The organism is Marinomonas sp. IMCC 4694 (genome assembly GCF_008122525.1).
Lineage (GTDB): Bacteria > Pseudomonadota > Gammaproteobacteria > Pseudomonadales > Marinomonadaceae > Marinomonas.
The window spans coordinates 431067-451050 of the sequence record NZ_VSRV01000001.1; the positions used below are offsets into that span (position 1 = coordinate 431067).

The window sequence follows — 19984 nt, forward strand, 5'->3', positions numbered from 1 at the left end:
TTATCTGCCTACGGATAGGTAGATAAACAAGCCCTCTCTTTTTTAAATCCTTCACGAGGTCTTACGATGGATATCGTTCTCCAGCAGTTGGTAAACGGTCTTACCCTTGGTTCTGTTTATGGACTCATTGCGATCGGTTACACCATGGTGTACGGCATTATTGGCATGATTAACTTCGCTCACGGCGACGTTTATATGGTGTCTGCTTATATCACCGCGATTGCTATTGCCTTACTTACTTTTTTTGGCATCGAGTCTTTTCCAATTATTATTATCGGCACGTTATTCTTAACCGTGGCGGTTACAGGCGCCTACGGCTGGGTTATTGAGCGTATTGCCTATCGCCCACTACGAAATTCTAGTCGCTTATCCGTGTTGATTTCAGCGATTGGTATGTCTCTTATTTTACAAAACTATGTGCAGTTAAGTCAGGGGGCAAACCAGCAAGGTGTACCAACTCTTTTAACGGGGGCCATTCGCTTCACTGTGGGTGACGGTTTTGTGCAAATTACTTACATGAAATTGCTTATTCTGTTTATTTCTTTATTAGGAATGGGTGTGTTGACGTACGTTATCCAAAAAACAAAACTGGGCCGCATGTGTCGTGCGACTCAGCAAGACCGTAAAATGGCGTCTATTTTGGGTATTGATACGGATAAAGTTATTTCTACCGTATTTGTTATCGGTGCCATGATGGCCGCATTAGCCGGCGTCTTGATTACACTTGACTACGGTGCGTTTGATTTCTACGTTGGCTTTATTATCGGTATTAAAGCGTTTACGGCCGCTGTATTGGGCGGCATTGGTTCCTTGCCAGGTGCCATGTTAGGTGGATTGATCCTTGGGTTATCCGAAGCACTGTTTGCAGGCTTAATCAGTTCTGATTATAAAGATGTCTTCTCATTCTCTTTATTAGTGCTCATTTTGGTTATTCGCCCAAGTGGCCTTCTAGGCAAACCTGAAGTGGAGAAAGTTTAAATGAGCCAAGCAGTTGGAATAAATTTCAAAAAAAGCATCATTGATACCATTGTTGCTGGTTTCTTAGCGCTTATCCTATTCGGACCTATTGTTGGGGTTTTGCTTGATGGATACGAATTCGAAACAGGCTTTGGTCGTGTGGCCTGGATGGTCGCTGTTGTGATGGCTGGTCGTTTTGTTATGTCGTGCTTTTTTCAAACTGAAAAAGGCATCGCTATGGCATTCCGCTATGCAAATAGCGACGACGGCGCCACTGTGCTCGCACCGGGCCACAAATCTAAAATGGTGTGGATCATACCTTTGGTCATCGTGATTGGCCTTTTAGTGCCTTTCATCGCGTCTAAATACATTCTTACCGTAATTATTTTAGGTTTGATTTACGTTCTGCTTGGTTTAGGCCTTAACATCGTCGTTGGCCTCGCCGGTTTGCTAGATCTAGGCTTTGTCGGTTTCTATGCTATTGGTGCCTATGGTTTAGCGCTTGGGTATGAAAACTTAGGCTTGGGCTTTTGGTCCATGTTGCCCATTGCGGCTATTTTAGCTGCCGTCGCCGGTGCTATTTTAGGGTTCCCTGTGTTGCGTATGCACGGTGACTACTTGGCCATTGTGACATTGGGTTTTGGTGAGATCATTCGATTAGTACTGACAAATTGGGCGTCCTTTACGCACGGCCCCAATGGAGTATCGGCGCCACTGCCTACCTTTTTTGGCTTGGAGTTCAAACGACGCTCAAAAGATGGAGAAACCTTCCACGAGTTTTTTAATATTCCTTATGACTCAGCATATAAGTATATGTTTATTTATTTGGTCTTGTTTGCCGTGGTTTGGGCGGTTCTTTTCATTAAACATCGTTTGGTTAAAATGCCAATCGGTCGTGCGTGGGAAGCCTTGCGTGAAGATGAAATAGCGTGTCGTTCACTGGGTCTAAATCACGTTCTGGTTAAGCTCTCTGCGTTTATGTTAGGTGCATCAACCGGTGGTTTGGCAGGGGTGTTTTTTGCCACGTACCAGGGTTTTGTTAATCCTTCTTCCTTTACCTTCTTTGAATCAGCCTTGATTCTTGCCATCGTGGTACTCGGTGGAATGGGCTCTACACTAGGCGTTGTGATAGCGGCTTTCTGTTTGACAGTTTTGCCTGAAATGTTACGAGAGTTCGCAGAGTATCGTGTATTGATGTTCGGTATTCTGATGGTTGTTATGATGATTTGGAAACCTCGAGGTATTGTTCGTGTAACGCGAACCGGTTTTACAGCGAGAAAAGGGGCGGTCAAATGAGCCAAGAACATATCTTAAAAGTCGAAAACTTGGTGATGCACTTTGGTGGCATCAAAGCCTTAAACGACGTGAATTTTGACATTAAACGTGGTTCTGTGTCCGCGCTCATAGGTCCGAATGGCGCGGGTAAAACCACGGTGTTTAACTGCTTGACTGGGTTTTATAAAGCGACAGGCGGTAAGATTCTACTGTCTGCGGCTGGCAAAGAAACCAGCATTATTAAGGTATTAGGTGAGCCCTTTAAGCCGACAGACTTCTTTTCACCGGTCGCTTTTTTTAATCGCCTTAAATACAAGATGTTTGGTGGTTCGCATTTGGTGAATCGTGCGGGTTTGTCTCGTACTTTCCAGAATATTCGTTTGTTTAAAGAAATGTCAGTGGTGGAAAACCTATTGGTTGCCCAACACATGCGAGTCAATCGCAGCCTAATTTCAGGTATTCTGAATACTAGGTCGTACCGCAAAGCCGAAGAAGAAGCGTTAGAGCGTGTATTTTATTGGTTAGGAGTGGTCGATTTGACCGATTCAGCCAATCGCTTGGCGGGTGAGCTATCTTATGGCCAGCAGCGTCGTTTAGAGATTGCGCGCGCTATGTGTACCAATCCTGAGATCGTTTGTTTGGATGAGCCTGCCGCAGGTTTGAACCCGTCTGAGACGGAAGCGCTGACCAAGATGATTCGTGTATTGCGAGATGAACACAATACCACGGTGCTTTTGATTGAGCACGACATGGGTATGGTGATGGACATTTCAGATTACATCGTTGTGTTAGACCATGGCGAAGTGATCGCCAAAGGGGGTCCAGATGAGATTAAAAATAATCCAAAAGTTATTGCGGCTTATTTGGGTGCAGAAGAAGACGAAGAGGTGACACTATGACATCTTTGATGGAATTTAAGAACGTAGATGTTCATTACGGTCCGATACAAGCCCTTAAACAAGTGTCATTGACCGTAAATGAAGGTGAAATTGTTACCCTAATTGGTGCAAATGGCGCAGGAAAATCCACGTTATTGATGTCGATTTTTGGTCAGCCTCGTATTTCTGCAGGTGAGATTATCTATCGCGGTGAAGACATTTCGCAAAAGTCTGCGCATTACGTTGCCTCTAACGGTTTAGCGCAATCGCCAGAAGGCCGTCGTATTTTTCCAAGTATGTCGGTAGAAGAAAATCTTTTGATGGGGACCATTCCTATCGGCATGGACCATGCGGAAGAAGACATGCAGCGTATGTTTGAGTTGTTTCCTCGCTTATTAGAGCGTCGTAACCAGCGTGCATCTACCATGTCGGGCGGTGAGCAGCAAATGCTGGCGATTGCACGTGCGCTGATGAGTCGCCCTAAGTTGCTTCTGTTGGATGAGCCGAGTTTGGGCCTAGCGCCAATCATTGTGAAGCAAATCTTCCAGATTTTGAAAGACGTTGCCAGTACGGGTATGACGATTTTCTTAGTAGAGCAAAATGCAAACCACGCTCTAAAACTGGCTAATCGTGGTTATGTTATGGTGAATGGTGAAATACGGATGACAGGGACGGGCCAAGAGCTGTTGGTTAACCCGGATGTACGTGAAGCGTATTTGGGTGGACACTAAAATAGCCTCGTAAACCGATTTCATTGCCACTAAAAGCGTTTATTCAAAAAGCCTCGCCCTGTTTATACAAAAATGGTGCGAGGCTTTTTTGTTGCTTGTGGATAATGATGGGGCTTTTGCACAGTGTTTTTATCGCATGTTTTTGGCTACGTTATGCTCTAAACACGGCGTCTGTCAGGATGTCCTTCACCTGAGAAGGTTGGGATGCGTTGCCAAGCGGTGCATCAAAGATAGCGTCAATGCGATCGCCAAAATACAGGTGAACTTCTTCTGCGCTCATGGCTGGCGCCAGTCCTGCAGGGTTGGCGGAGGTTGACACAAGTACACCTTGGAAAGCCAAGCACAGTGTTTGTACTGGTGGATGTTGAGACAAGCGTATGGCAACGCTTTGGTGTTCGCCTCGTACCCAGCTTGGCGCGATGTGCGTGTCTGGAACCACCCAAGACGTTGGCATGGCATTGTCACTGATTAAACGCTGATAAGCGGCCGCATCTAAGGTTTCTTTCCAAGCGGAAAGTGCGTTAGCCTCACCCGCAATTAAAATAAGGCCTTTTGATTCAGGGCGATCTTTCAGGGCTAATATACGTTTCACCGCAGCGTGATTAAAGGGGTCGCAGCCTAACCCCCATACGCCTTCTGTTGGGTAAGCAATGACGCCACCCTGTCGAATAATATCAGCCAATACGGCCACAGATGTTATAAGATTCATAGGATTAAGACTCGAAAAGAGAACAAAAATAAGACGGCAACGACATATTGAAGCGGCCTCTGAAGGAGGCTCCCACTATCGAAAGAGGCACGGTATTGTCGACAATCAATAGTAGGGAGTGCTGTTTTATAGCACCAACATAGTTGGGTTACATCGCGTTAATCTTGTCTCTGATTTCACTTATTTTACTGGTCATCACTTTTTCTAAGTGCTCGAGCTCGTTAACCAAATCTTCTTTTGTTACCTTAACCTCGTGTTGTCTGCCAACAATTTGCTCCAGCTCTTCCATCGCACGAAGAACAATAAGCGAGGGTTCTTGAACTTGGCGGTAGGTCTGTTGACCACCATCCGCGAGTACGGTTTTGGTTGAGCGCCCAAATTTGAATTTTTTACTTTTGGGCAGTAAAGAGCCTTTTTCTCGACGGTAATAGATTTTTAAAACATCGTGACCACTTTCATAGCGCAAAGTGAATTTTTCGATGTCTTGAATACTGGTAATCCCCATGGATTGAAGCGTTGGATACATAGTGTTGTCCCATTAATTAATAACCATTTAGTGGTGCTTAATTAGTAGGGGATTGTGCTGACAAAATCAAGCTCAAAGGCGGAGAAATTGAAACAGCTCAGGCAAGCGTTGCGCTTGTCTGAGCTGTGTGGGTGCATTTACTGACAAACGCAACGTAAAAATATAAAAATCAATCCTCGTCTTGCTCTGCATGATCAATGTTTAATTCCTTTATTTTACGGGTGAGTGTGTTGCGCCCCCAGCCCAGCAATAAAGACGCATCGCGTCGACGCCCGCCAGTATGAGCCAAGGCGGTTTCAATCATTATGCGCTCAAATTTAGGCACAGCTTGATCCAAAATGCCTTTTTGTCCGCTTGCGAGCGAGCTGTCTACCCAGTTTTTAAGCGCTTCTTCCCATGATGAAAAGGGTTGTTCGTGAGGCACCGCGGCCAATAGCTCAGGTGGTAAGTCTTCTACCAAGACCTCGCGACCAGATGCCATAACGATCAACCAGCGGCAAGTGTTTTCAAGTTGGCGTACGTTGCCAGGCCAATCAAGATGGGTAAGGTACTGCTCGGTTTCTTTCGTGAGTATTTTGGGTTCAACCGAGAGCTCATCAGCGGCGCGGCTTAAAAAATGACGCGCCAATTTGGGGATGTCTTCGCGACGCTCAGCGAGTTTGGGCAAATGAACACGGATAACGTTAAGTCGATGGAATAGATCTTCCCTAAAAGTGCCTTTTTTTACCAAAGATTCTAGATTTTGGTGGGTGGCCGCAATAATCCGCACATCCACTTTTACCGGTGTATGGCCGCCAACCCGATAAAATTCACCATCGGCCAGCACGCGTAATAGACGGGTTTGCGTCTCCGCTGGCATGTCGCCAATTTCGTCCAAAAAGAGTGTGCCGCCATTAGCTTGTTCAAAACGGCCGCGGCGTTGAGTGTTGGCACCGGTAAAGGCGCCTTTTTCGTGACCAAATAATTCAGATTCAATCAAATCACGAGGAATCGCCGCCATGTTCAGTGCAATAAATGGGTTGGCGGCTCTGGGGCTATGAGTATGAAGCGCTTGTGCTACCAGCTCTTTACCTGTGCCTGATTCGCCATTAATTAAAACCGTTATATTGGAATTGGCCAACCGGCCAATTGCACGAAAAACTTCTTGCATCGCGGGGGCTTCGCCAATGATCTCTTTGTCGACCTGTACCTCTTCGATGGCGTCCATATCTTCTGTGCTGGGTCGCGCATTTTTGTGATGCAGCATAGCGCGCTTAACTAGGCTTACGGCTTCTTCCACGTCAAAGGGTTTAGGCAGGTATTCAAAGGCGCCGCCTTGGTAAGAAGCGACCGCACTTTCTAAATCTGAGTGGGCAGTCATTATGATAACAGGCAAGTATGGGTGGTCTTTTTGTAGCTTTTCAAGCAGCTTTAGTCCGTCCATGCCTGGCATACGGATGTCACTGATAATGGCACTGGGTTGCTCTTTGTCAATTATATTGACGAGGTTCTCAGCAGAATCAAATAGGCGACACTGTATGCCTTCTTGCTCTAATGTTTTTTCTAATACCCAGCGAATGGATCGGTCGTCGTCAACAATCCATACGGTTTCTTCTGTTGCCATGTGTGATGCTCCTAGTCTTGGATTATTGTCTCAATGGGAATTAATAAATTGAATTCGGTTTTATTGGGGTAACTGTTGCACTCGATAATGCCATGATGTTGATGGACAACCGATTGCGCGATAGAGAGACCCAGCCCGGTTCCGTCAGCACGTCCGCTGACCATGGGATAGAAAAGTGTTTTTAAAAGAGCGTCGGGAATGCCAGGGCCATTATCGATAATGCTGATTTTGCAAACCAAGCGATGACGTTTTGAACCAATGGTGAACTGACGTAAAGCGCGGGTTGCCATATGAATGGTTTTTTGGTGATTGTTTGTGTCTTCCATTAGCGCTTGCATGGCGTTTCTGGTGATGTTTAAAAGGGCTTGTATGAGCTGTGATTCATCACCAATTAAATCTGGAATGCTCGGGTCATAGTCTCTAATAAACTCAATTTTATGGTCTGTTTCAACTGAAATGAGCTGTCTGACACGTTCAATGACTTTGTGGATATTCAATGGCTTGTTCTTGGGGAGTTGTCGTGGGCCTAATAAACGGTCTACGAGATCCCGTAATCGATCCGATTCCTCAATAATGACCTGAGTATAATCGTTAAGCGCCTCATCGGTAAACGCCCGACTTATTAGCTGAGCGGCACCACGAATGCCACCAAGCGGGTTTTTTATTTCATGAGCGAGACCACGAACCAGCTCTTTACTGCTCTCGTGGTTGGCAATGATTTCATCTTCTTGTGAGATGCGTTTCATTCTGTCGCGAGGATAGAGCTCAATAATAAGGCTTTCAGTGTCATTCGAGGTGCCCATTACTGGTGTAACAGTGTAATCGCAAAATAGCTTTTTATTGTTGCTGCATTCTATTTCGGCCTCGCGTTTAGTAAACGGGTAGCCTGACTCAATAGACGCATACAAGGCATTGATGCTGGCGTCGTCTTCTCGAAAAGCCACGCCAATATTGTGGCCTTGAACTCGACGGCGGCTAACGGCGAGTAACATTTCTGCGGCGGGATTAAGGTACTCGATTTCAAGGCGATCGTTTAATTGAACGATGGCAGTAGATAAGTGATCTATTAATAAACTATACACAGTCAGTGCCTCTCTAGTGACGCCTGATTATAGGATGCTCTGTACAATATCTGCAAAAAACGAACCAACATTGTGCGGTTGAAAACGACGGTTTTATTAAGGTCTTTGTGCTGTTATAAAAAACAGACGCCTTATTTTGGTGCGTTAAACGTGTGTCGTTTTAATTGGTGCAAAAAAAAGCCTCGATACATCGAGGCTTTCGTATTTTACATTACGATACTAACGCTTATAGGCTGTAGTAAAGTTCGAACTCAAGTGGGTGAGTTGTCATAGAGACACGACGAGCTTCCGCTGTTTTTAGTTCGATGTAAGCATCGATCATGTCGTCAGAGAAAACACCGCCTTGAGTCAAGAACTCACGGCCTTCGTCTAAGCACTTAAGCGCTTCTTCTAAGCTACCAGCAACCTGTGGAATCGCATGAGCTTCTTCAGGTGGAAGGTCGTAAAGATCTTTGTCAGCGGCATCGCCAGGGTGAATCTTGTTTCTAATACCATCAATACCTGCCATCAACATAGCTGCGAAAGCTAGGTAAGGGTTCGCGGTTGGATCAGGGAAACGTGCTTCAATACGCTTGCCTTTAGGGCTTGCAACGTATGGGATACGAATAGAAGCAGAACGGTTACGCGCAGAGTATGCAAGCATAACAGGAGCTTCGAAATGTGGAACAAGACGCTTGTAAGAGTTAGTTGACGCGTTAGTGAACGCATTCAATGCTTTAGCGTGCTTGATGATACCGCCGATGTAGTAAAGCGCCATTTCAGATAGGCCAGCATACTGATCGCCTGCGAATTGGTTTTCGCCATCTTTCCAGAAAGACTGGTGAACGTGCATGCCAGAACCGTTGTCGCCAACGATAGGTTTAGGCATGAAAGTCGCTGTTTTGCCGTAAGCGTGAGCAACGTTATGTACGCAGTACTTAAGAATTTGAACTTCGTCGGCTTTTTTAACAAGCGTGTTAAATTTAACACCGATTTCGTTTTGTCCGGCCGTCGCTACTTCGTGGTGATGAACTTCGATGACCAAGCCCATAGATTCCATAGCGTTACACATGGCGCCACGAAGATCGTGATGAGAATCGACTGGTGGTACGGGGAAGTAACCGCCTTTAACGAAAGGACGGTGGCCCATGTTGCCGCCTTCGATTTTTTTGTTAGAAGACCAAGCCGCTTCTTCTGCATTGATTTCTACAGAACAGCCTGACATGTCTGTTTTCCAACGAACATCATCAAAAATGAAGAATTCCGGCTCTGGACCGAAAAATGCTGTGTCACCAAGACCCGTTGATTGAAGAAACGCTTCTGCACGTAAAGCAACAGAGCGAGGGTCGCGGTCATAACCTTGCATAGTAGAAGGTTCGATGATGTTACAACGAACAATAACGGTAGACTCTTCAGTGAAAGGGTCAATCACTGCAGTATCGTCTTGTGGCGACATGATCATGTCGGATTCGTTAATGCCCTTCCAGCCAGAAATAGAAGAGCCATCAAACATTTGGCCATTTTCGAAAAATTCTTCATCTACCGTGATAGCTGGAATCGTGACGTGTTGTTCTTTACCTTTAAAGTCAGTAAAGCGAAGGTCAACCCACTTCGCGTCATGCTCAGCAATCAAGGCAAGGGTCTTGTTTGACATAGTTGTTCTCCAGTCGTAGTGAAAGCAAAATTACTTTGGGTTTATAGAGTGCTTTAATATAAAGCGCTATTTGCCGAATATAAAGCACAACTTATGCCAGAATTTTGTGCGGACCAATAAACCTATATATTACAACAAGATAAATTCTCAAATTTTATCTGTGCGCTTTTAGGTGGCTTCAAAAAACGAATATTAAAACGTCAACGCTTTATTTTGGTGCGTATTTTTGGCCTTTTGTTTCTTTTTGGTGCGCTGTGCTGTTTGAGTATCTGATGCTCTTCACCGTAGCGGTGATTTAATGACTGTCCCTTGATTCTTATCATAGCTTGAGAGTATTTGCCGTTTATACTTTTGGGCTTCTTTTAATTCATGGATGGGTAGAATGCTACAATCTTTGCACTGTTTGTCTGTGCAAATGGAAGGCGTGGCGTCGCAGTTTTGGAAGCAGGTAACGCACTCTTAATTGAGTGAAACCGTGCTTTTTAAAAATGCCTCAATGTCTAAACTCTCGATTATCGTATTTTTGTGGACTTTTTTTCCCACTTTAATGGGATCTTCATCAAGATAAGGGTACAATTGCGCGAATTTTACCCCGCACCAAGATCCGAAACGCTTGAAGAGCATGACTGCCCGTATCAAGCGGCGGTACATCTTTTTGCTCACGCTAAACGCAGAGAACTATAAATGTCTAATGATATCAGTAAGTTACGTAACGTGGCCATCATAGCCCACGTTGACCACGGTAAAACCACCCTGGTTGACCAGCTATTAAGCCAATCTGGCACACTAGATCGTAAAGACCAAGGTTCAGAACGGATCATGGATTCCAACGATCAAGAGAAAGAGCGTGGTATCACCATTTTGGCGAAAAACACCTCTATTATGTGGCACGATTACCGTATCAATATCGTAGACACACCTGGACACGCTGACTTCGGTGGTGAAGTTGAACGTGTATTGTCCATGGTTGACTCTGTATTGTTGTTGGTGGACGCCGTTGATGGTCCTATGCCGCAAACGCGTTTCGTAACGTCTAAGGCGTTCGAACGTGGTCTTCGTCCTATTGTTGTTATCAACAAAATTGACCGCCCTGGCGCGCGCCCTGATTGGGTTATGGATCAAGTGTTTGATCTTTTTGATAGCCTTGGCGCGACCGAAGAACAGTTAGACTTCCCTGTAATCTACGCATCGGCTATCAATGGTATTTCTGGTAATGACCCAGAAGCCATGGCCGAAGATATGACACCACTTTATCAAATGATTGTTGACAGTGTGCCTGTGCCAGACGTTGATCCTGAAGGGACTTTCCAGATGCAGGTATCTGCATTGGATTATGACAGCTACGTTGGTGTTATCGGTGTAGGCCGTATTACACGCGGTAGTCTGTCCCCTAACCAGCAAGTCATTGTCAAATCGGCGAATGGTAAAGAGCGTAAAGGCAAAGTGTTAAACGTGAAGGGTTATCACGGTCTAGCGCGTGTTGATACTGATAAAGCGTCTGCGGGCGATATCGTTTGTATCACCGGCATCGATGGTCTAAGTATCTCTGATACTTTGTGTGATCCTACTTGTGTTGAAGCGCTTCCTGCCTTGTCTGTAGATGAGCCAACCGTTAGCATGACTTTCATGGTGAATGACTCACCGTTTGCTGGTAAAGAAGGTAAATACATCACGACTCGTAATATCTCCGATCGTCTTGATCGTGAGCTTATTCACAACGTGGCATTGCGTGTTAAGCAAGGCGAAACACCAGATAAATTCATTGTTTCTGGTCGTGGTGAGCTTCACCTTTCTGTATTGATTGAAAGTATGCGTCGTGAAGGCTTCGAGATGGGGGTTTCTCGTCCTGAAGTGGTTCAAAAAGAAGTCGATGGAAAAATTCATGAACCGTTTGAATTAGTAGTTATCGACGTTGAAGAGCAGCATCAAGGTTCTATCATGGAAGAGCTTGGTTTACGTAAAGCTGAGTTAACGAACATGGAGCCCGATGGTAAAGGTCGTGTTCGTCTTGAGTTCATGACACCTTCTCGCGGCTTGATCGGTTTCCGTGGCTTATTCCTAACATTAACGTCTGGCTCTGGTATCATGACCAGCGTATTTGACCATTATGGTCCAGTAAAAGAAGGTGATGTAGGGAGCCGCCAGAACGGTGTATTGGTCAGCATGTTAGCCGGTAAAACTGCGGCGTTTGCGTTGTTTAACCTACAAAGCCGTGGTCGCTTATTCTTGGGTCATGCGGTTGAAGTGTACGAAGGCCAAGTTATCGGTCTTCACTCACGCGATAACGACCTAACGGTTAACCCAGTGAAAGGTAAGCAGTTAACGAACATGCGTGCCTCTGGTACAGATGAGGCCTTGACCTTGACACCACCCATTCGCCATACACTTGAGCAAGCGCTTGAGTTCATTGAAGACGATGAGTTGGTCGAAGTGACACCGGAAAGCATCCGTATTCGTAAAAAATTACTAACTGAAAACGAGCGTAAACGCGCTGGTCGTAAGTAAATATAAGCCATGCATTGGCATGGTTTAATAGAGCAGCAGCAAATGAGTTCATGCAAATGAGCTCGTGAGCGACAGAAGCGCCTTAGGGCGCTTTTGTTTTTCTGGCATTTGGTAAAGTGATAAAGACAAACAGACTCGACGACAAGGAGTGAATATGAAGCTGCTAGTACAAAGGGCATTAAACGCCAGTGTGGTCGTCAATAACGAAACGGTCGGCGCGATATCGCACGGTCAACTGGTATTTGTTGGTATCGAAAAAGGTGACACAGAAAATGATGGGCAAAGATTGGCCGATAAGTTGTTGAAATACCGTATGTTTAGTGACACAGACGGTAAGATGAATCTTAACGTGCAGCAAGTGAACGGCGGTGTGCTATTGGTCTCGCAATTTACTCTGGCGGCTGAGACGAAAAAAGGCCTACGTCCGGGTTTTTCCACCGCTGCCATACCAGAAGAAGCCGAAAGATTGTTCAATGACTTTGTACACAAAGTACGCGCCCAACATGATCAAGTTGAAACAGGGCGCTTTGCTGCCGACATGAAAGTGTCTCTTACCAACGACGGCCCCGTGACTTTTCTGCTTGAATAGGCTAATGCCTCTTATTTAGAAGGCGCTGAGTCGCTTTGCTCCGCTTCTTCACTGCCATCGACCACAACTTTCACTGATCGACCTGCAATAAGTCCAAGTTCAAACAGCATCCACATTGGGATGGCCAATAGCGTCTGAGAAAAAATATCCGGCGGTGTGATCAACATGCCGACTACAAAACAACCCAGAAAAATATAAGGGCGCTTTTTAGATAAGGTGGCCACGGTTGTCACGCCTGCTTTGATAAGCAAATACGTTGCGACGGGAATTTCAAACGTCACTCCAAAAGCAAAAAACAGCTTAAGGACAAAGTTCAGATAATTGTTTATATCGGTCATGACGGTCACTTCCCCTGGCCCTACGGTCGTGAAGAAACCAAAAATCAGCGGCAATACTGCAAAGTAGGCAAACAATACGCCAGCGTAAAATAAGAAGATACTCGAGATCAATAAAGGAATGGCAATTTGTTTTTCATTTTTATAGAGCGCAGGCGCAATAAAAGACCAAGCTTGGAAAAGAGTGTAAGGCACTGAAATTAAAACCGCGACGGCGAATGTCAGCTTCAAAGGAGCCAAAAACGGCGACGCTACTTCAGTTGCAATTAAAGAACTACCTGGCGGCAGTAACAATCGAAGCGGCTCAGACACGATCAAATACAAGTCGTTGGCAAAATAATATAAGCCAATAAACAGAATTAATATCGCCAAAACGCATTTTAGTAAGCGATTTCTGAGCTCGATAAGATGAGCGACCAGTGGCGCTTGGTGAGTAGAATCTGTGCTCATAATGCGTTAAGTGTCCGCGCGAGGGTTAAGTTGACGTGTCTCTGGTGTATTGCCTTGGAGTGGTTCGTTGTCTTGCCGTGATTCGTTATCTTGATATGACGCCATGTTGTTTTCAGGAGCGATGTCTTGACCAGTAGAAGCGACCATCAAAGGGGCTGGTTGGTTGTCAGTATTTGCCGCGCTTTCGGGATGGGGAGTAATCTTATTTTGAATAGATTGCCCTTCTTTTAATACGCGTTGGTTGGTCTCGGTAATTTTTTGCTGCAGCTCCTCGTGATCGAGCTGTGCATTAATTTCACGTTGTACCGAATTAATACTGCGTCGAATTTTACGCACCCACAACCCTGCGGTTTTTGCAGCATGGGGTAAGCGTTCAGGGCCAAGAATGAGTAAACCCACTACAAAAACCACCAATAATTCTGAAAAGCCAATATCGAACACAGGTTAGGCGCTCTTATCGTCTTTTTTAGTTTCAGCATCAATCACTTTATGCTGGGCGGTTTTTTGCTCTTCTGGATCCTTGTCTTTGTCGACCGCTTCTTTAAAGCCTTTTACGGCGCCACCTAAATCAGACCCCAAGTTTTTGAGCTTTTTGGTGCCAAAGATAAGTATTAAAATAGCCAATACAATAAGCAATTGCCAAATACTGATTCCACCTAACATAACATTCTCCTTCAGGGTTATTTAGTGCGACTGGCTTTTTCTTCTAAACCAGACAAATCGAATCGACGCGCGAGCTCATCTAATATGGCTTCTGGGCCGATGTTTAAATGAGACAGCATAACCAGTGTGTGAAACCACAAGTCGGCTGTCTCATAAATCACGTCTGACGTGTCGCCAGATGTGATGGCGTCTTTGGCGGCGAGGATAGTCTCGATGCTTTCTTCGCCCACTTTTTCCAAAATTTTGTTCAGCCCTTTTGAGTGTAAGCTGGCCACATAAGACGAGTCGGCCGCCGCTGTTTTACGCTGTTCAAGTGTTGCCGCTAACTCAATTAATACATCGGTTTTCATTATAGTCTCTTAGATATTACGATTTTAAGACAAGTAGGTATAAGCCTACTAAAAATAACCCAATACTGGCAAAGTCAGCGTCTTTTAAGTGTGTCAGCGATGCCGGATCTGTGACCACCCAAGCGGCCCCCAAACTGACCAAACCCAACAAGCGAAAGGGTAAATTCCGTCGGCTCTTTTTCAGCTCTTTACTGAGTTTATTGATCGAGTCAGTTTGCGCTTGCATGCGTTCTGCTTGATGAGACATCTGTGACAGCGCCGTAAATACTAAATTAGGGATCTGTGGTAATTGGCCAGCCCATTGAGGCGCTTGTTTTTTGACTTCTTCGATGACGCGTTTGGGACCAACTTGTTCGCTCATCCAGCGCTCTAAGAACGGCTTTGCCGTAACCCATAAATCCAAATCCGGATACAGTTGTCGGCCTAATCCTTCTATGTTGAGCAATGTTTTTTCCAACAAGACTAGCTGAGGTTGTACTTCCATATTAAAGCGGCGCGCGGTTTGAAATAGACCAATTAACACCTGACCAAAAGAAATGTCTTTGAGTGGCTTGGCAAACATAGGTTCACACACGCTGCGAATGGCGGACTCGAAGGCGTGTACGGGCGTGCCTTTGGGAACCCAGCCGCTCTCGACATGCAATTCAGCAACTAAGCGGTAATCGCGCTGGAAGAAAGCCAACAAGTTACGCGCTAGATAATTTTTATCGGCGTCGTCTAGGCTGCCCATAATCGCACAATCAATGGCGATGTATTTGGGTTTTTTGGGGTTGGTCGCATCAACAAAAATATTTCCTGGATGCATATCTGCATGGAAGAAACTGTGTGAAAACACCTGAGTGAAAAAGATTTCAACACCGCGTTCCGCTAGGCATTTCATGTCTACATTGGCGGCGTGCAGGGCATTAATATCAGCAACAGGAATGCCTGAAATACGCTCCATGATCATCACATTGCGATGGCTGTAATCCCAGTAAACCTGTGGTACATACAGTAGATCAGAGGGGGTGAAATTGCGTTGCAGTAAACCTGTATTCGCGGCTTCTTTGGCCAGATCCAGCTCATCTAAAATGGTGTATTCATAGTCTGTCACCACTTCGACAGGCCGCAAACGTCGGCCATCAACACTTAAGTTGGCAACAAGATGCGCTAAGGTGTAGAGCAAACGAATGTCTTTGCTGATGGTTTTTTCAATGTCAGGACGTATTACTTTTACAACCACATCTTCGCCGGAATGCAGCTTAGCCGTATGTACTTGGGCAATAGAAGCGGATGCTAAGGGCGTAACCGAAAACTCGGCAAATAATTCTAAAACGGGTGCTTTTAGGTCGCGTTCAATAATGGCTTGTGCAACGTCTCCAGCAAAAGGCGGCACCTTGTCTTGCAGCTTAGCCAATTCGTTCGCGATATCGTCATCGAGTAAATCGCGTCGCGTAGATAAAATCTGCCCAAACTTAACAAAAATAGGGCCAAGGGATTCCAGTGCAAGACGCAAACGCTCCCCCTTGTTTTCACTTGCGCGTTTTCGACCGATAGAGCACAAAGCGCCGATCGTATAGCGAAGGTACCAAGGCAGCAACGCAAAAGGAATAAACACATCGAGGCGAAAGCGTATAACCGTATAGACAATACGCAATAAACGAAAAGTACTGGTAAGCATAACTAGAATTTAAACCCTTTATGAAGCGCCACAATGCCGCCGGTTAAATTTTGGTAACTGGTGCGTTCGAAGCCGACTTCGTCCATCATGCCCTTCAGTGTTTCTTGATTGGGGTGCATCCGAATGGATTCAGCCAGATAACGATAGCTGTCGGCGTCATTGGCAATCAATTTACCCATAGCAGGTAAAAGACGGAAGGAGTACTGATCGTATACTTGCGATAAAAGCTCGGATTCTGGTTTTGAAAACTCCAATACCAACAAGCGACCACCGGGCTTTAAGACACGATACATAGACGCCAGTGCCTTAGACTTATCGGTTACGTTACGCAAACCAAAGGCAATGGTAATGCAGTCGAATGTATCATCAGGGAAGGGCAATGCTTCGGCATTGGCTTGTACGCATTTTACATTGCCCACCACGCCTAGATTGGCCAGTTTGTCGCGGCCGACTTTTAGCATAGAATCATTGATATCGGCCAGAATAACTTGACCTTCACGGCCAACAAGGCGAGAGAATTTTAGGGTTAAATCACCGGTGCCACCGGCAATATCCAGCACGCAGTGACCCGCACGAACGCCAGATTGGCTAATGGTATGACGCTTCCACAGGCGATGAACGCCCCCAGACATCAAGTCATTCATGATGTCATATTTCGCCGCAACAGAATGAAACACGTTGGCGACCGCGTTGACTTTCTCGTCGGCTGGGATTTCTTTAAAACCAAAGTCGGTGGTTTTTTTCTGATCGTCTTGCATAAACTATGTCATCCTAAATGGCGGGTATACGCGCCTTTTCTCGGTATTCGATGTAAAGGTCTATTGTAACCGTGACCGCAAGGCTCTGGTACTGATTTGTCGGCTCTATTTTTACGCAACGACTTTATTTCGGCCCGATTCTTTAGCGATATAAAGTTGTTTGTCAGCACGATCAAATAAGGGCTCAGGCTCTTCTTTTTGGTTCAGTTCAGCGATTCCAATAGACACGGAGATGGAAACGGGTTCGCCTTGCATATTAAAGGGGGTTTTTGCTATGGCAACACGAATGGCTTCAGCCCGTTCGATGGCTTGCTGTAGCGTGGTGTTTGGGAAAACGATCACAAATTCTTCTCCACCATAACGAAACATAATGTCGTCTTTTAACAAAATGCTACGAACTTGTTGAGGAATCAAGCGCAACACTTTATCACCCGCTAAATGCCCCCAAGTATCATTGACGTTTTTAAAGTGGTCAATATCACACACCGCTAGGCAAATCGGTCTCTGTGTTTTCTGCATCACCTTGCATAAGGGCAAGATAGCATCTTGATACGCTGTTCTGTTAGGCAAATCGGTCAGCGAATCCGTCATGGCTTGGGCCAGTCTTTCTTGCAGTAAAGAGCGCATTGAAACGGTGTCTTTTTCCATTTTATTCACTTTGCTTTTAAGCAAGGAAATAGACCGGTTTGCGTGTTCTTCTTGCTCAATAATCTGAGTTTTATAGTCTGTCATGGTGTGAGAGATAAGATTAAGACGCTCATCAATGAGTGTTTTTAAGCTGTCCAGATCGTTTGCATTTTTCACCGCATTAGAGGTATCTAGTACCTGGTTTTCTAGCCTAGTACTGAACCCTTCGCGGCTGTCCGATAAAGATTGTTGAGAATCATAGCTGTGTGAAATCGACTTATTGATGCTGGCGAGCTGTTTATTTAACAGATTAAGATAGTTGGTTAGGCTTTCCTGATTTTTGCCGATCGTGATCATGATCAAATGAATGACTTCATCTAATAGATCCGGTAATTGCTGCAAACTGTGATTGCTTGACAGGGCTTTTTTAAGCTCTGTTATGTCTTCATCGTAGTGGCTAGGCAAGGATAAGTTATTCATTAAGCCAGTTAAAGTGTGGCTGATTTGTCGCAAAATTTCTTGATCATTTTTGAGTGGGTTAGTGTCGAGGTTTCGTCTGAAAAAATGTTTTAAAAACGAATGCCTAGGCGCATCGTGCTCGGTTGTATTGAAGGTGTTTTCAGCCAGCGACAAATACCCTTTAAGCAAGGCGGGCCAGTACGATGGTGTTTGCCAATGTAATCGTATTTGGGATTCAAGCTGTTTTTTCTCATCCTGCGGGACACTTCGATCGACTTGTTTCTCAAGTAGGTCAATGAGATTTTGAAGCGTTGATTTAACCTGTTGTGCACGGTTTGATTGTGCCGAGTCGCTTTTAATAAGCAGCGGCTCGGCATTGTTTAGTACCGTTTGTATTTGTTCTGCGTTTGCACCTTTATTAATTGCTTGGCGAATTTGGCGAACAACGGAATCTAACTCAGGGTCGTTTCCTTCTGCCAGTAAACTGGTTCGGGATACCGCTTTACGTAATACTGCAATTAGATCGTCACTTGATGATTCCGTCATATCGCCTCATTTATTAATTCTGACGTTCTTTCTCGATTAAAAAATCCACCACGTTGTAAATGTTTTCGTTGCCATTGGCCGTTGCGGCTGTGACAAGATATTTTCCATTTACAATCAAACCTGGCACACCACGGGCACCGTAAGCGCGAATTTTTGCATCGGCTTGGCTGAGTCGGCTGTTTACAGCGAACGAATTAAACTGCTTACGAAATTCATCTTCGCTTACGCCATAGTTAGCGAAAAAGCTCGCTAGAGCATCTTCAGAGCTTAGGTTACGTTTGTCTATGTGGATGGCATTAAACAAAGGGGTGTGGATCTTATCCGTGATGTTCAGCAAGTCCGCCACATAAAACGCTTTTGCGTGCGCTAACCAGCTACGACCGAAAACCGCGGGTAAAAATTTGAAATCGACATCACTGGGTAGATTCTTTTTCCACGCTTGAGTAATGGGCTCAAGGCTAAAGCAATGAGGGCAGCCATACCAAAAAATTTCTGTGACTTCGACCTTGCTAGGGTCGCTGGTACGCACCGGCGTTTTAATGGTGGTATAACCGTTTCCATCACTGTACTGGGCAGCGGCGGCGGTCAGTGGGATCAAAAGTGAAAGAACGAGCGCTGAAAACAGCTTAAACATAGAAGGCTCCTAATGAGTGCTTAATAGTATTAAAGTATTCTAGTGCCGATAAAAGCAATAAATACACAGAGTGTAAAATACAGTGCCTAGATTTACAGCATAATACGATTATAACCAAGCAGGAAGGTTCTGCTTTTCCAGTAAGTTTACATAAAACTGACGTCAATAGAACAGGTTAGTCAGTGATAGAGCATTATTTAGGCCATATTTCTGCCTTCGAGGCGCTTCGCTTCACTTTTATAGGCTTATCCAGTTTAACATGGCATATTTTCTAAATTACTGGCATCATAGTGGTTAATAAATACACCCTAAATGCCCATCTACATTGACAGACGATTACCAACTTATGACTCCTTTTGACTCCACTTTCCAATCCGCACACTTTATTAAAAGTGCCGAAAAGCTTTCTCAATGCCCACTAGATCAGGGTGTGGAAGTGGCCTTTGCGGGTCGTTCGAACGCCGGAAAGTCTACGGCATTAAACACACTGACGAATCAGAAAAAACTGGCGCGTACTTCCAAAACGCCTGGCCGTACTCAGTTGATTAACTGCTTTGGACTCAATGTGGAAGATCGTCGTCTCATCGATTTACCCGGTTACGGTTTTGCAAAAGTGCCCATCGAGATGAAAAAAGTCTGGCAAGCACACATGCAAGATTACTTGATGAATCGTCGTTCATTGGCGGGTGTGGTGTTGGTGATGGACATCCGCCATCCATTAAAAGACTTCGACGAGATGATGTTAGAGTGGGCCAAATCAAACAACATGAAAGTACATATTCTGTTGACCAAGTCTGACAAGTTCAAACGTGGCCCTGCACAAGCGTCCATGTTTTCTGTACAAAAAGCGCTTAAAGCTCAAGGTATTGATGGCACAGTTCAAACGTTTTCGTCTTTAAATGGTGACGGTCTTGATGCTCTTCGAACTAAACTGGCCGAATGGCTTGTATTGGACAATCTAGACGTTATCCCTGTATCGCCTAACGCTTGATGGTTTAGGCTTTTAAGCCATAA

The 19984-nt window shown here is 45.1% G+C and carries 20 protein-coding genes; 7 read left to right on the forward strand and 13 right to left on the reverse strand.

The genetic code is table 11. The features are described from left to right. Positions 1-66: 66 nt before the first annotated feature. Genes FXV75_RS02000 through FXV75_RS02015 form a run of 4 tightly spaced genes read left to right on the forward strand, consistent with a single transcriptional unit; the run spans position 67 to position 3841 of the window. Positions 67-978 carry an ABC transporter permease subunit gene (locus tag FXV75_RS02000; RefSeq protein WP_148830944.1) on the forward strand — a complete coding sequence of 304 codons (912 nt, stop codon included), beginning with the start codon at positions 67-69 and terminating at the stop codon, positions 976-978. After that, positions 979-2253: a high-affinity branched-chain amino acid ABC transporter permease LivM gene (gene livM, locus FXV75_RS02005; RefSeq protein WP_148830945.1), complete on the forward strand. Its 1275-nt coding sequence runs from the start codon at positions 979-981 to the stop codon at positions 2251-2253. After that, positions 2250-3131 (forward strand): ABC transporter ATP-binding protein, encoded by an 882-nt coding sequence (locus FXV75_RS02010; protein ID WP_148830946.1) that lies wholly within the window; start codon positions 2250-2252, stop codon positions 3129-3131. The genes livM and FXV75_RS02010 overlap by 4 nt, the downstream gene beginning before the upstream one ends. Continuing rightward, on the forward strand, positions 3128-3841 hold the full coding sequence (locus tag FXV75_RS02015; protein WP_148830947.1) for an ABC transporter ATP-binding protein: 714 nt from the start codon (positions 3128-3130) through the stop codon (positions 3839-3841). Before FXV75_RS02010 ends, FXV75_RS02015 begins: the two co-directional genes overlap by 4 nt. A 151-nt stretch (positions 3842-3992) precedes the next feature. On the opposite strand, the gene FXV75_RS02020 is transcribed toward FXV75_RS02015, so the two are convergent. The 5 genes from FXV75_RS02020 to glnA all read right to left on the reverse strand — a co-directional run bounded on the left by FXV75_RS02020 (position 3993) and on the right by glnA (position 9394). Continuing rightward, a complete protein-coding gene (locus FXV75_RS02020; protein WP_148830948.1) occupies positions 3993-4550 on the reverse strand; it encodes an L-threonylcarbamoyladenylate synthase in 558 nt (185 codons plus the stop codon). A gap of 148 nt (positions 4551-4698) precedes the next feature. After that, positions 4699-5076 carry a DUF3461 family protein gene (locus tag FXV75_RS02025; protein ID WP_148830949.1) on the reverse strand — a complete coding sequence of 126 codons (378 nt, stop codon included), beginning with the start codon at positions 5074-5076 and terminating at the stop codon, positions 4699-4701. Between the two features lie 169 nt (positions 5077-5245). Further along, a complete protein-coding gene (gene ntrC, locus FXV75_RS02030; RefSeq protein ID WP_148830950.1) occupies positions 5246-6679 on the reverse strand; it encodes a nitrogen regulation protein NR(I) in 1434 nt (477 codons plus the stop codon). An 11-nt stretch (positions 6680-6690) separates the two neighbouring features. After that, positions 6691-7761, reverse strand: a complete 1071-nt coding sequence (gene glnL / locus FXV75_RS02035) for a nitrogen regulation protein NR(II) (protein WP_148830951.1) — start codon at positions 7759-7761, stop codon at positions 6691-6693. A 226-nt stretch (positions 7762-7987) separates the two neighbouring features. Continuing rightward, positions 7988-9394 (reverse strand): glutamate--ammonia ligase, encoded by a 1407-nt coding sequence (gene glnA / locus FXV75_RS02040; protein WP_148830952.1) that lies wholly within the window; start codon positions 9392-9394, stop codon positions 7988-7990. Positions 9395-10078: 684 nt separating this feature from the next. Between glnA and typA the strand changes: the two genes are divergently transcribed. Both typA and dtd read left to right on the forward strand, forming a co-directional pair. Then, the gene (gene typA / locus FXV75_RS02045) at positions 10079-11899 is read left to right on the forward strand and encodes a translational GTPase TypA (protein WP_148830953.1); all 1821 of its coding nucleotides are present in this window, start codon (positions 10079-10081) and stop codon (positions 11897-11899) included. 154 nt (positions 11900-12053) lie between these two features. Further along, positions 12054-12488 (forward strand): D-aminoacyl-tRNA deacylase, encoded by a 435-nt coding sequence (gene dtd / locus FXV75_RS02050; protein ID WP_148830954.1) that lies wholly within the window; start codon positions 12054-12056, stop codon positions 12486-12488. Positions 12489-12499: 11 nt separating this feature from the next. Here dtd and tatC read toward each other — a convergent pair whose 3' ends face one another. The 8 genes from tatC to FXV75_RS02090 all read right to left on the reverse strand — a co-directional run bounded on the left by tatC (position 12500) and on the right by FXV75_RS02090 (position 18970). Next, positions 12500-13273, reverse strand: a complete 774-nt coding sequence (gene tatC, locus FXV75_RS02055) for a twin-arginine translocase subunit TatC (protein WP_148830955.1) — start codon at positions 13271-13273, stop codon at positions 12500-12502. Between the two features lie 6 nt (positions 13274-13279). Then, positions 13280-13714, reverse strand: coding sequence for a Sec-independent protein translocase protein TatB (gene tatB / locus FXV75_RS02060; protein WP_148830956.1), 435 nt, complete (start codon positions 13712-13714; stop codon positions 13280-13282). 3 nt (positions 13715-13717) lie between these two features. Further along, complete coding sequence (gene tatA / locus FXV75_RS02065; RefSeq protein ID WP_148830957.1) at positions 13718-13936, reverse strand: Sec-independent protein translocase subunit TatA; 219 nt, start codon at positions 13934-13936, stop codon at positions 13718-13720. A gap of 17 nt (positions 13937-13953) precedes the next feature. Further along, positions 13954-14286, reverse strand: coding sequence for a phosphoribosyl-ATP diphosphatase (locus FXV75_RS02070; protein WP_148830958.1), 333 nt, complete (start codon positions 14284-14286; stop codon positions 13954-13956). Between the two features lie 16 nt (positions 14287-14302). Continuing rightward, positions 14303-15946, reverse strand: coding sequence for a ubiquinone biosynthesis regulatory protein kinase UbiB (gene ubiB, locus FXV75_RS02075; protein ID WP_148830959.1), 1644 nt, complete (start codon positions 15944-15946; stop codon positions 14303-14305). Positions 15947-15948: 2 nt separating this feature from the next. After that, complete coding sequence (ubiE, locus tag FXV75_RS02080) at positions 15949-16704, reverse strand: bifunctional demethylmenaquinone methyltransferase/2-methoxy-6-polyprenyl-1,4-benzoquinol methylase UbiE (RefSeq protein WP_148830960.1); 756 nt, start codon at positions 16702-16704, stop codon at positions 15949-15951. Between the two features lie 111 nt (positions 16705-16815). Next, positions 16816-18336: a GGDEF domain-containing protein gene (locus FXV75_RS02085; protein ID WP_148830961.1), complete on the reverse strand. Its 1521-nt coding sequence runs from the start codon at positions 18334-18336 to the stop codon at positions 16816-16818. A gap of 13 nt (positions 18337-18349) precedes the next feature. Further along, entirely contained in the window at positions 18350-18970 is a 621-nt protein-coding gene (locus FXV75_RS02090; protein ID WP_148830962.1) for a thiol:disulfide interchange protein DsbA/DsbL, read from the reverse strand. A 346-nt stretch (positions 18971-19316) separates the two neighbouring features. On the opposite strand from FXV75_RS02090, the gene yihA reads away from it, so the two are divergent. Further along, on the forward strand, positions 19317-19961 hold the full coding sequence (gene yihA, locus FXV75_RS02095; RefSeq protein WP_148830963.1) for a ribosome biogenesis GTP-binding protein YihA/YsxC: 645 nt from the start codon (positions 19317-19319) through the stop codon (positions 19959-19961). Positions 19962-19984 lie beyond the last annotated feature (23 nt).

What these genes read in the sequence shown, in the direction of transcription:
- FXV75_RS02000 (WP_148830944.1), top strand. Translation starts at nt 67, where the DNA reads ATGGATATCGTTCTCCAGCAGTTGGTAAACGGTCTTACCCTTGGTTCT.
- livM (WP_148830945.1), top strand. Translation starts at nt 979, where the DNA reads ATGAGCCAAGCAGTTGGAATAAATTTCAAAAAAAGCATCATTGATACC.
- FXV75_RS02010 (WP_148830946.1), top strand. Translation starts at nt 2,250, where the DNA reads ATGAGCCAAGAACATATCTTAAAAGTCGAAAACTTGGTGATGCACTTT.
- FXV75_RS02015 (WP_148830947.1), top strand. Translation starts at nt 3,128, where the DNA reads ATGACATCTTTGATGGAATTTAAGAACGTAGATGTTCATTACGGTCCG.
- FXV75_RS02020 (WP_148830948.1), bottom strand. Translation starts at nt 4,550, where the DNA reads ATGAATCTTATAACATCTGTGGCCGTATTGGCTGATATTATTCGACAG.
- FXV75_RS02025 (WP_148830949.1), bottom strand. Translation starts at nt 5,076, where the DNA reads ATGTATCCAACGCTTCAATCCATGGGGATTACCAGTATTCAAGACATC.
- ntrC (WP_148830950.1), bottom strand. Translation starts at nt 6,679, where the DNA reads ATGGCAACAGAAGAAACCGTATGGATTGTTGACGACGACCGATCCATT.
- glnA (WP_148830952.1), bottom strand. Translation starts at nt 9,394, where the DNA reads ATGTCAAACAAGACCCTTGCCTTGATTGCTGAGCATGACGCGAAGTGG.
- typA (WP_148830953.1), top strand. Translation starts at nt 10,079, where the DNA reads ATGTCTAATGATATCAGTAAGTTACGTAACGTGGCCATCATAGCCCAC.
- dtd (WP_148830954.1), top strand. Translation starts at nt 12,054, where the DNA reads ATGAAGCTGCTAGTACAAAGGGCATTAAACGCCAGTGTGGTCGTCAAT.
- tatC (WP_148830955.1), bottom strand. Translation starts at nt 13,273, where the DNA reads ATGAGCACAGATTCTACTCACCAAGCGCCACTGGTCGCTCATCTTATC.
- tatA (WP_148830957.1), bottom strand. Translation starts at nt 13,936, where the DNA reads ATGTTAGGTGGAATCAGTATTTGGCAATTGCTTATTGTATTGGCTATT.
- FXV75_RS02070 (WP_148830958.1), bottom strand. Translation starts at nt 14,286, where the DNA reads ATGAAAACCGATGTATTAATTGAGTTAGCGGCAACACTTGAACAGCGT.
- ubiB (WP_148830959.1), bottom strand. Translation starts at nt 15,946, where the DNA reads ATGCTTACCAGTACTTTTCGTTTATTGCGTATTGTCTATACGGTTATA.
- ubiE (WP_148830960.1), bottom strand. Translation starts at nt 16,704, where the DNA reads ATGCAAGACGATCAGAAAAAAACCACCGACTTTGGTTTTAAAGAAATC.
- FXV75_RS02085 (WP_148830961.1), bottom strand. Translation starts at nt 18,336, where the DNA reads ATGACGGAATCATCAAGTGACGATCTAATTGCAGTATTACGTAAAGCG.
- FXV75_RS02090 (WP_148830962.1), bottom strand. Translation starts at nt 18,970, where the DNA reads ATGTTTAAGCTGTTTTCAGCGCTCGTTCTTTCACTTTTGATCCCACTG.
- yihA (WP_148830963.1), top strand. Translation starts at nt 19,317, where the DNA reads ATGACTCCTTTTGACTCCACTTTCCAATCCGCACACTTTATTAAAAGT.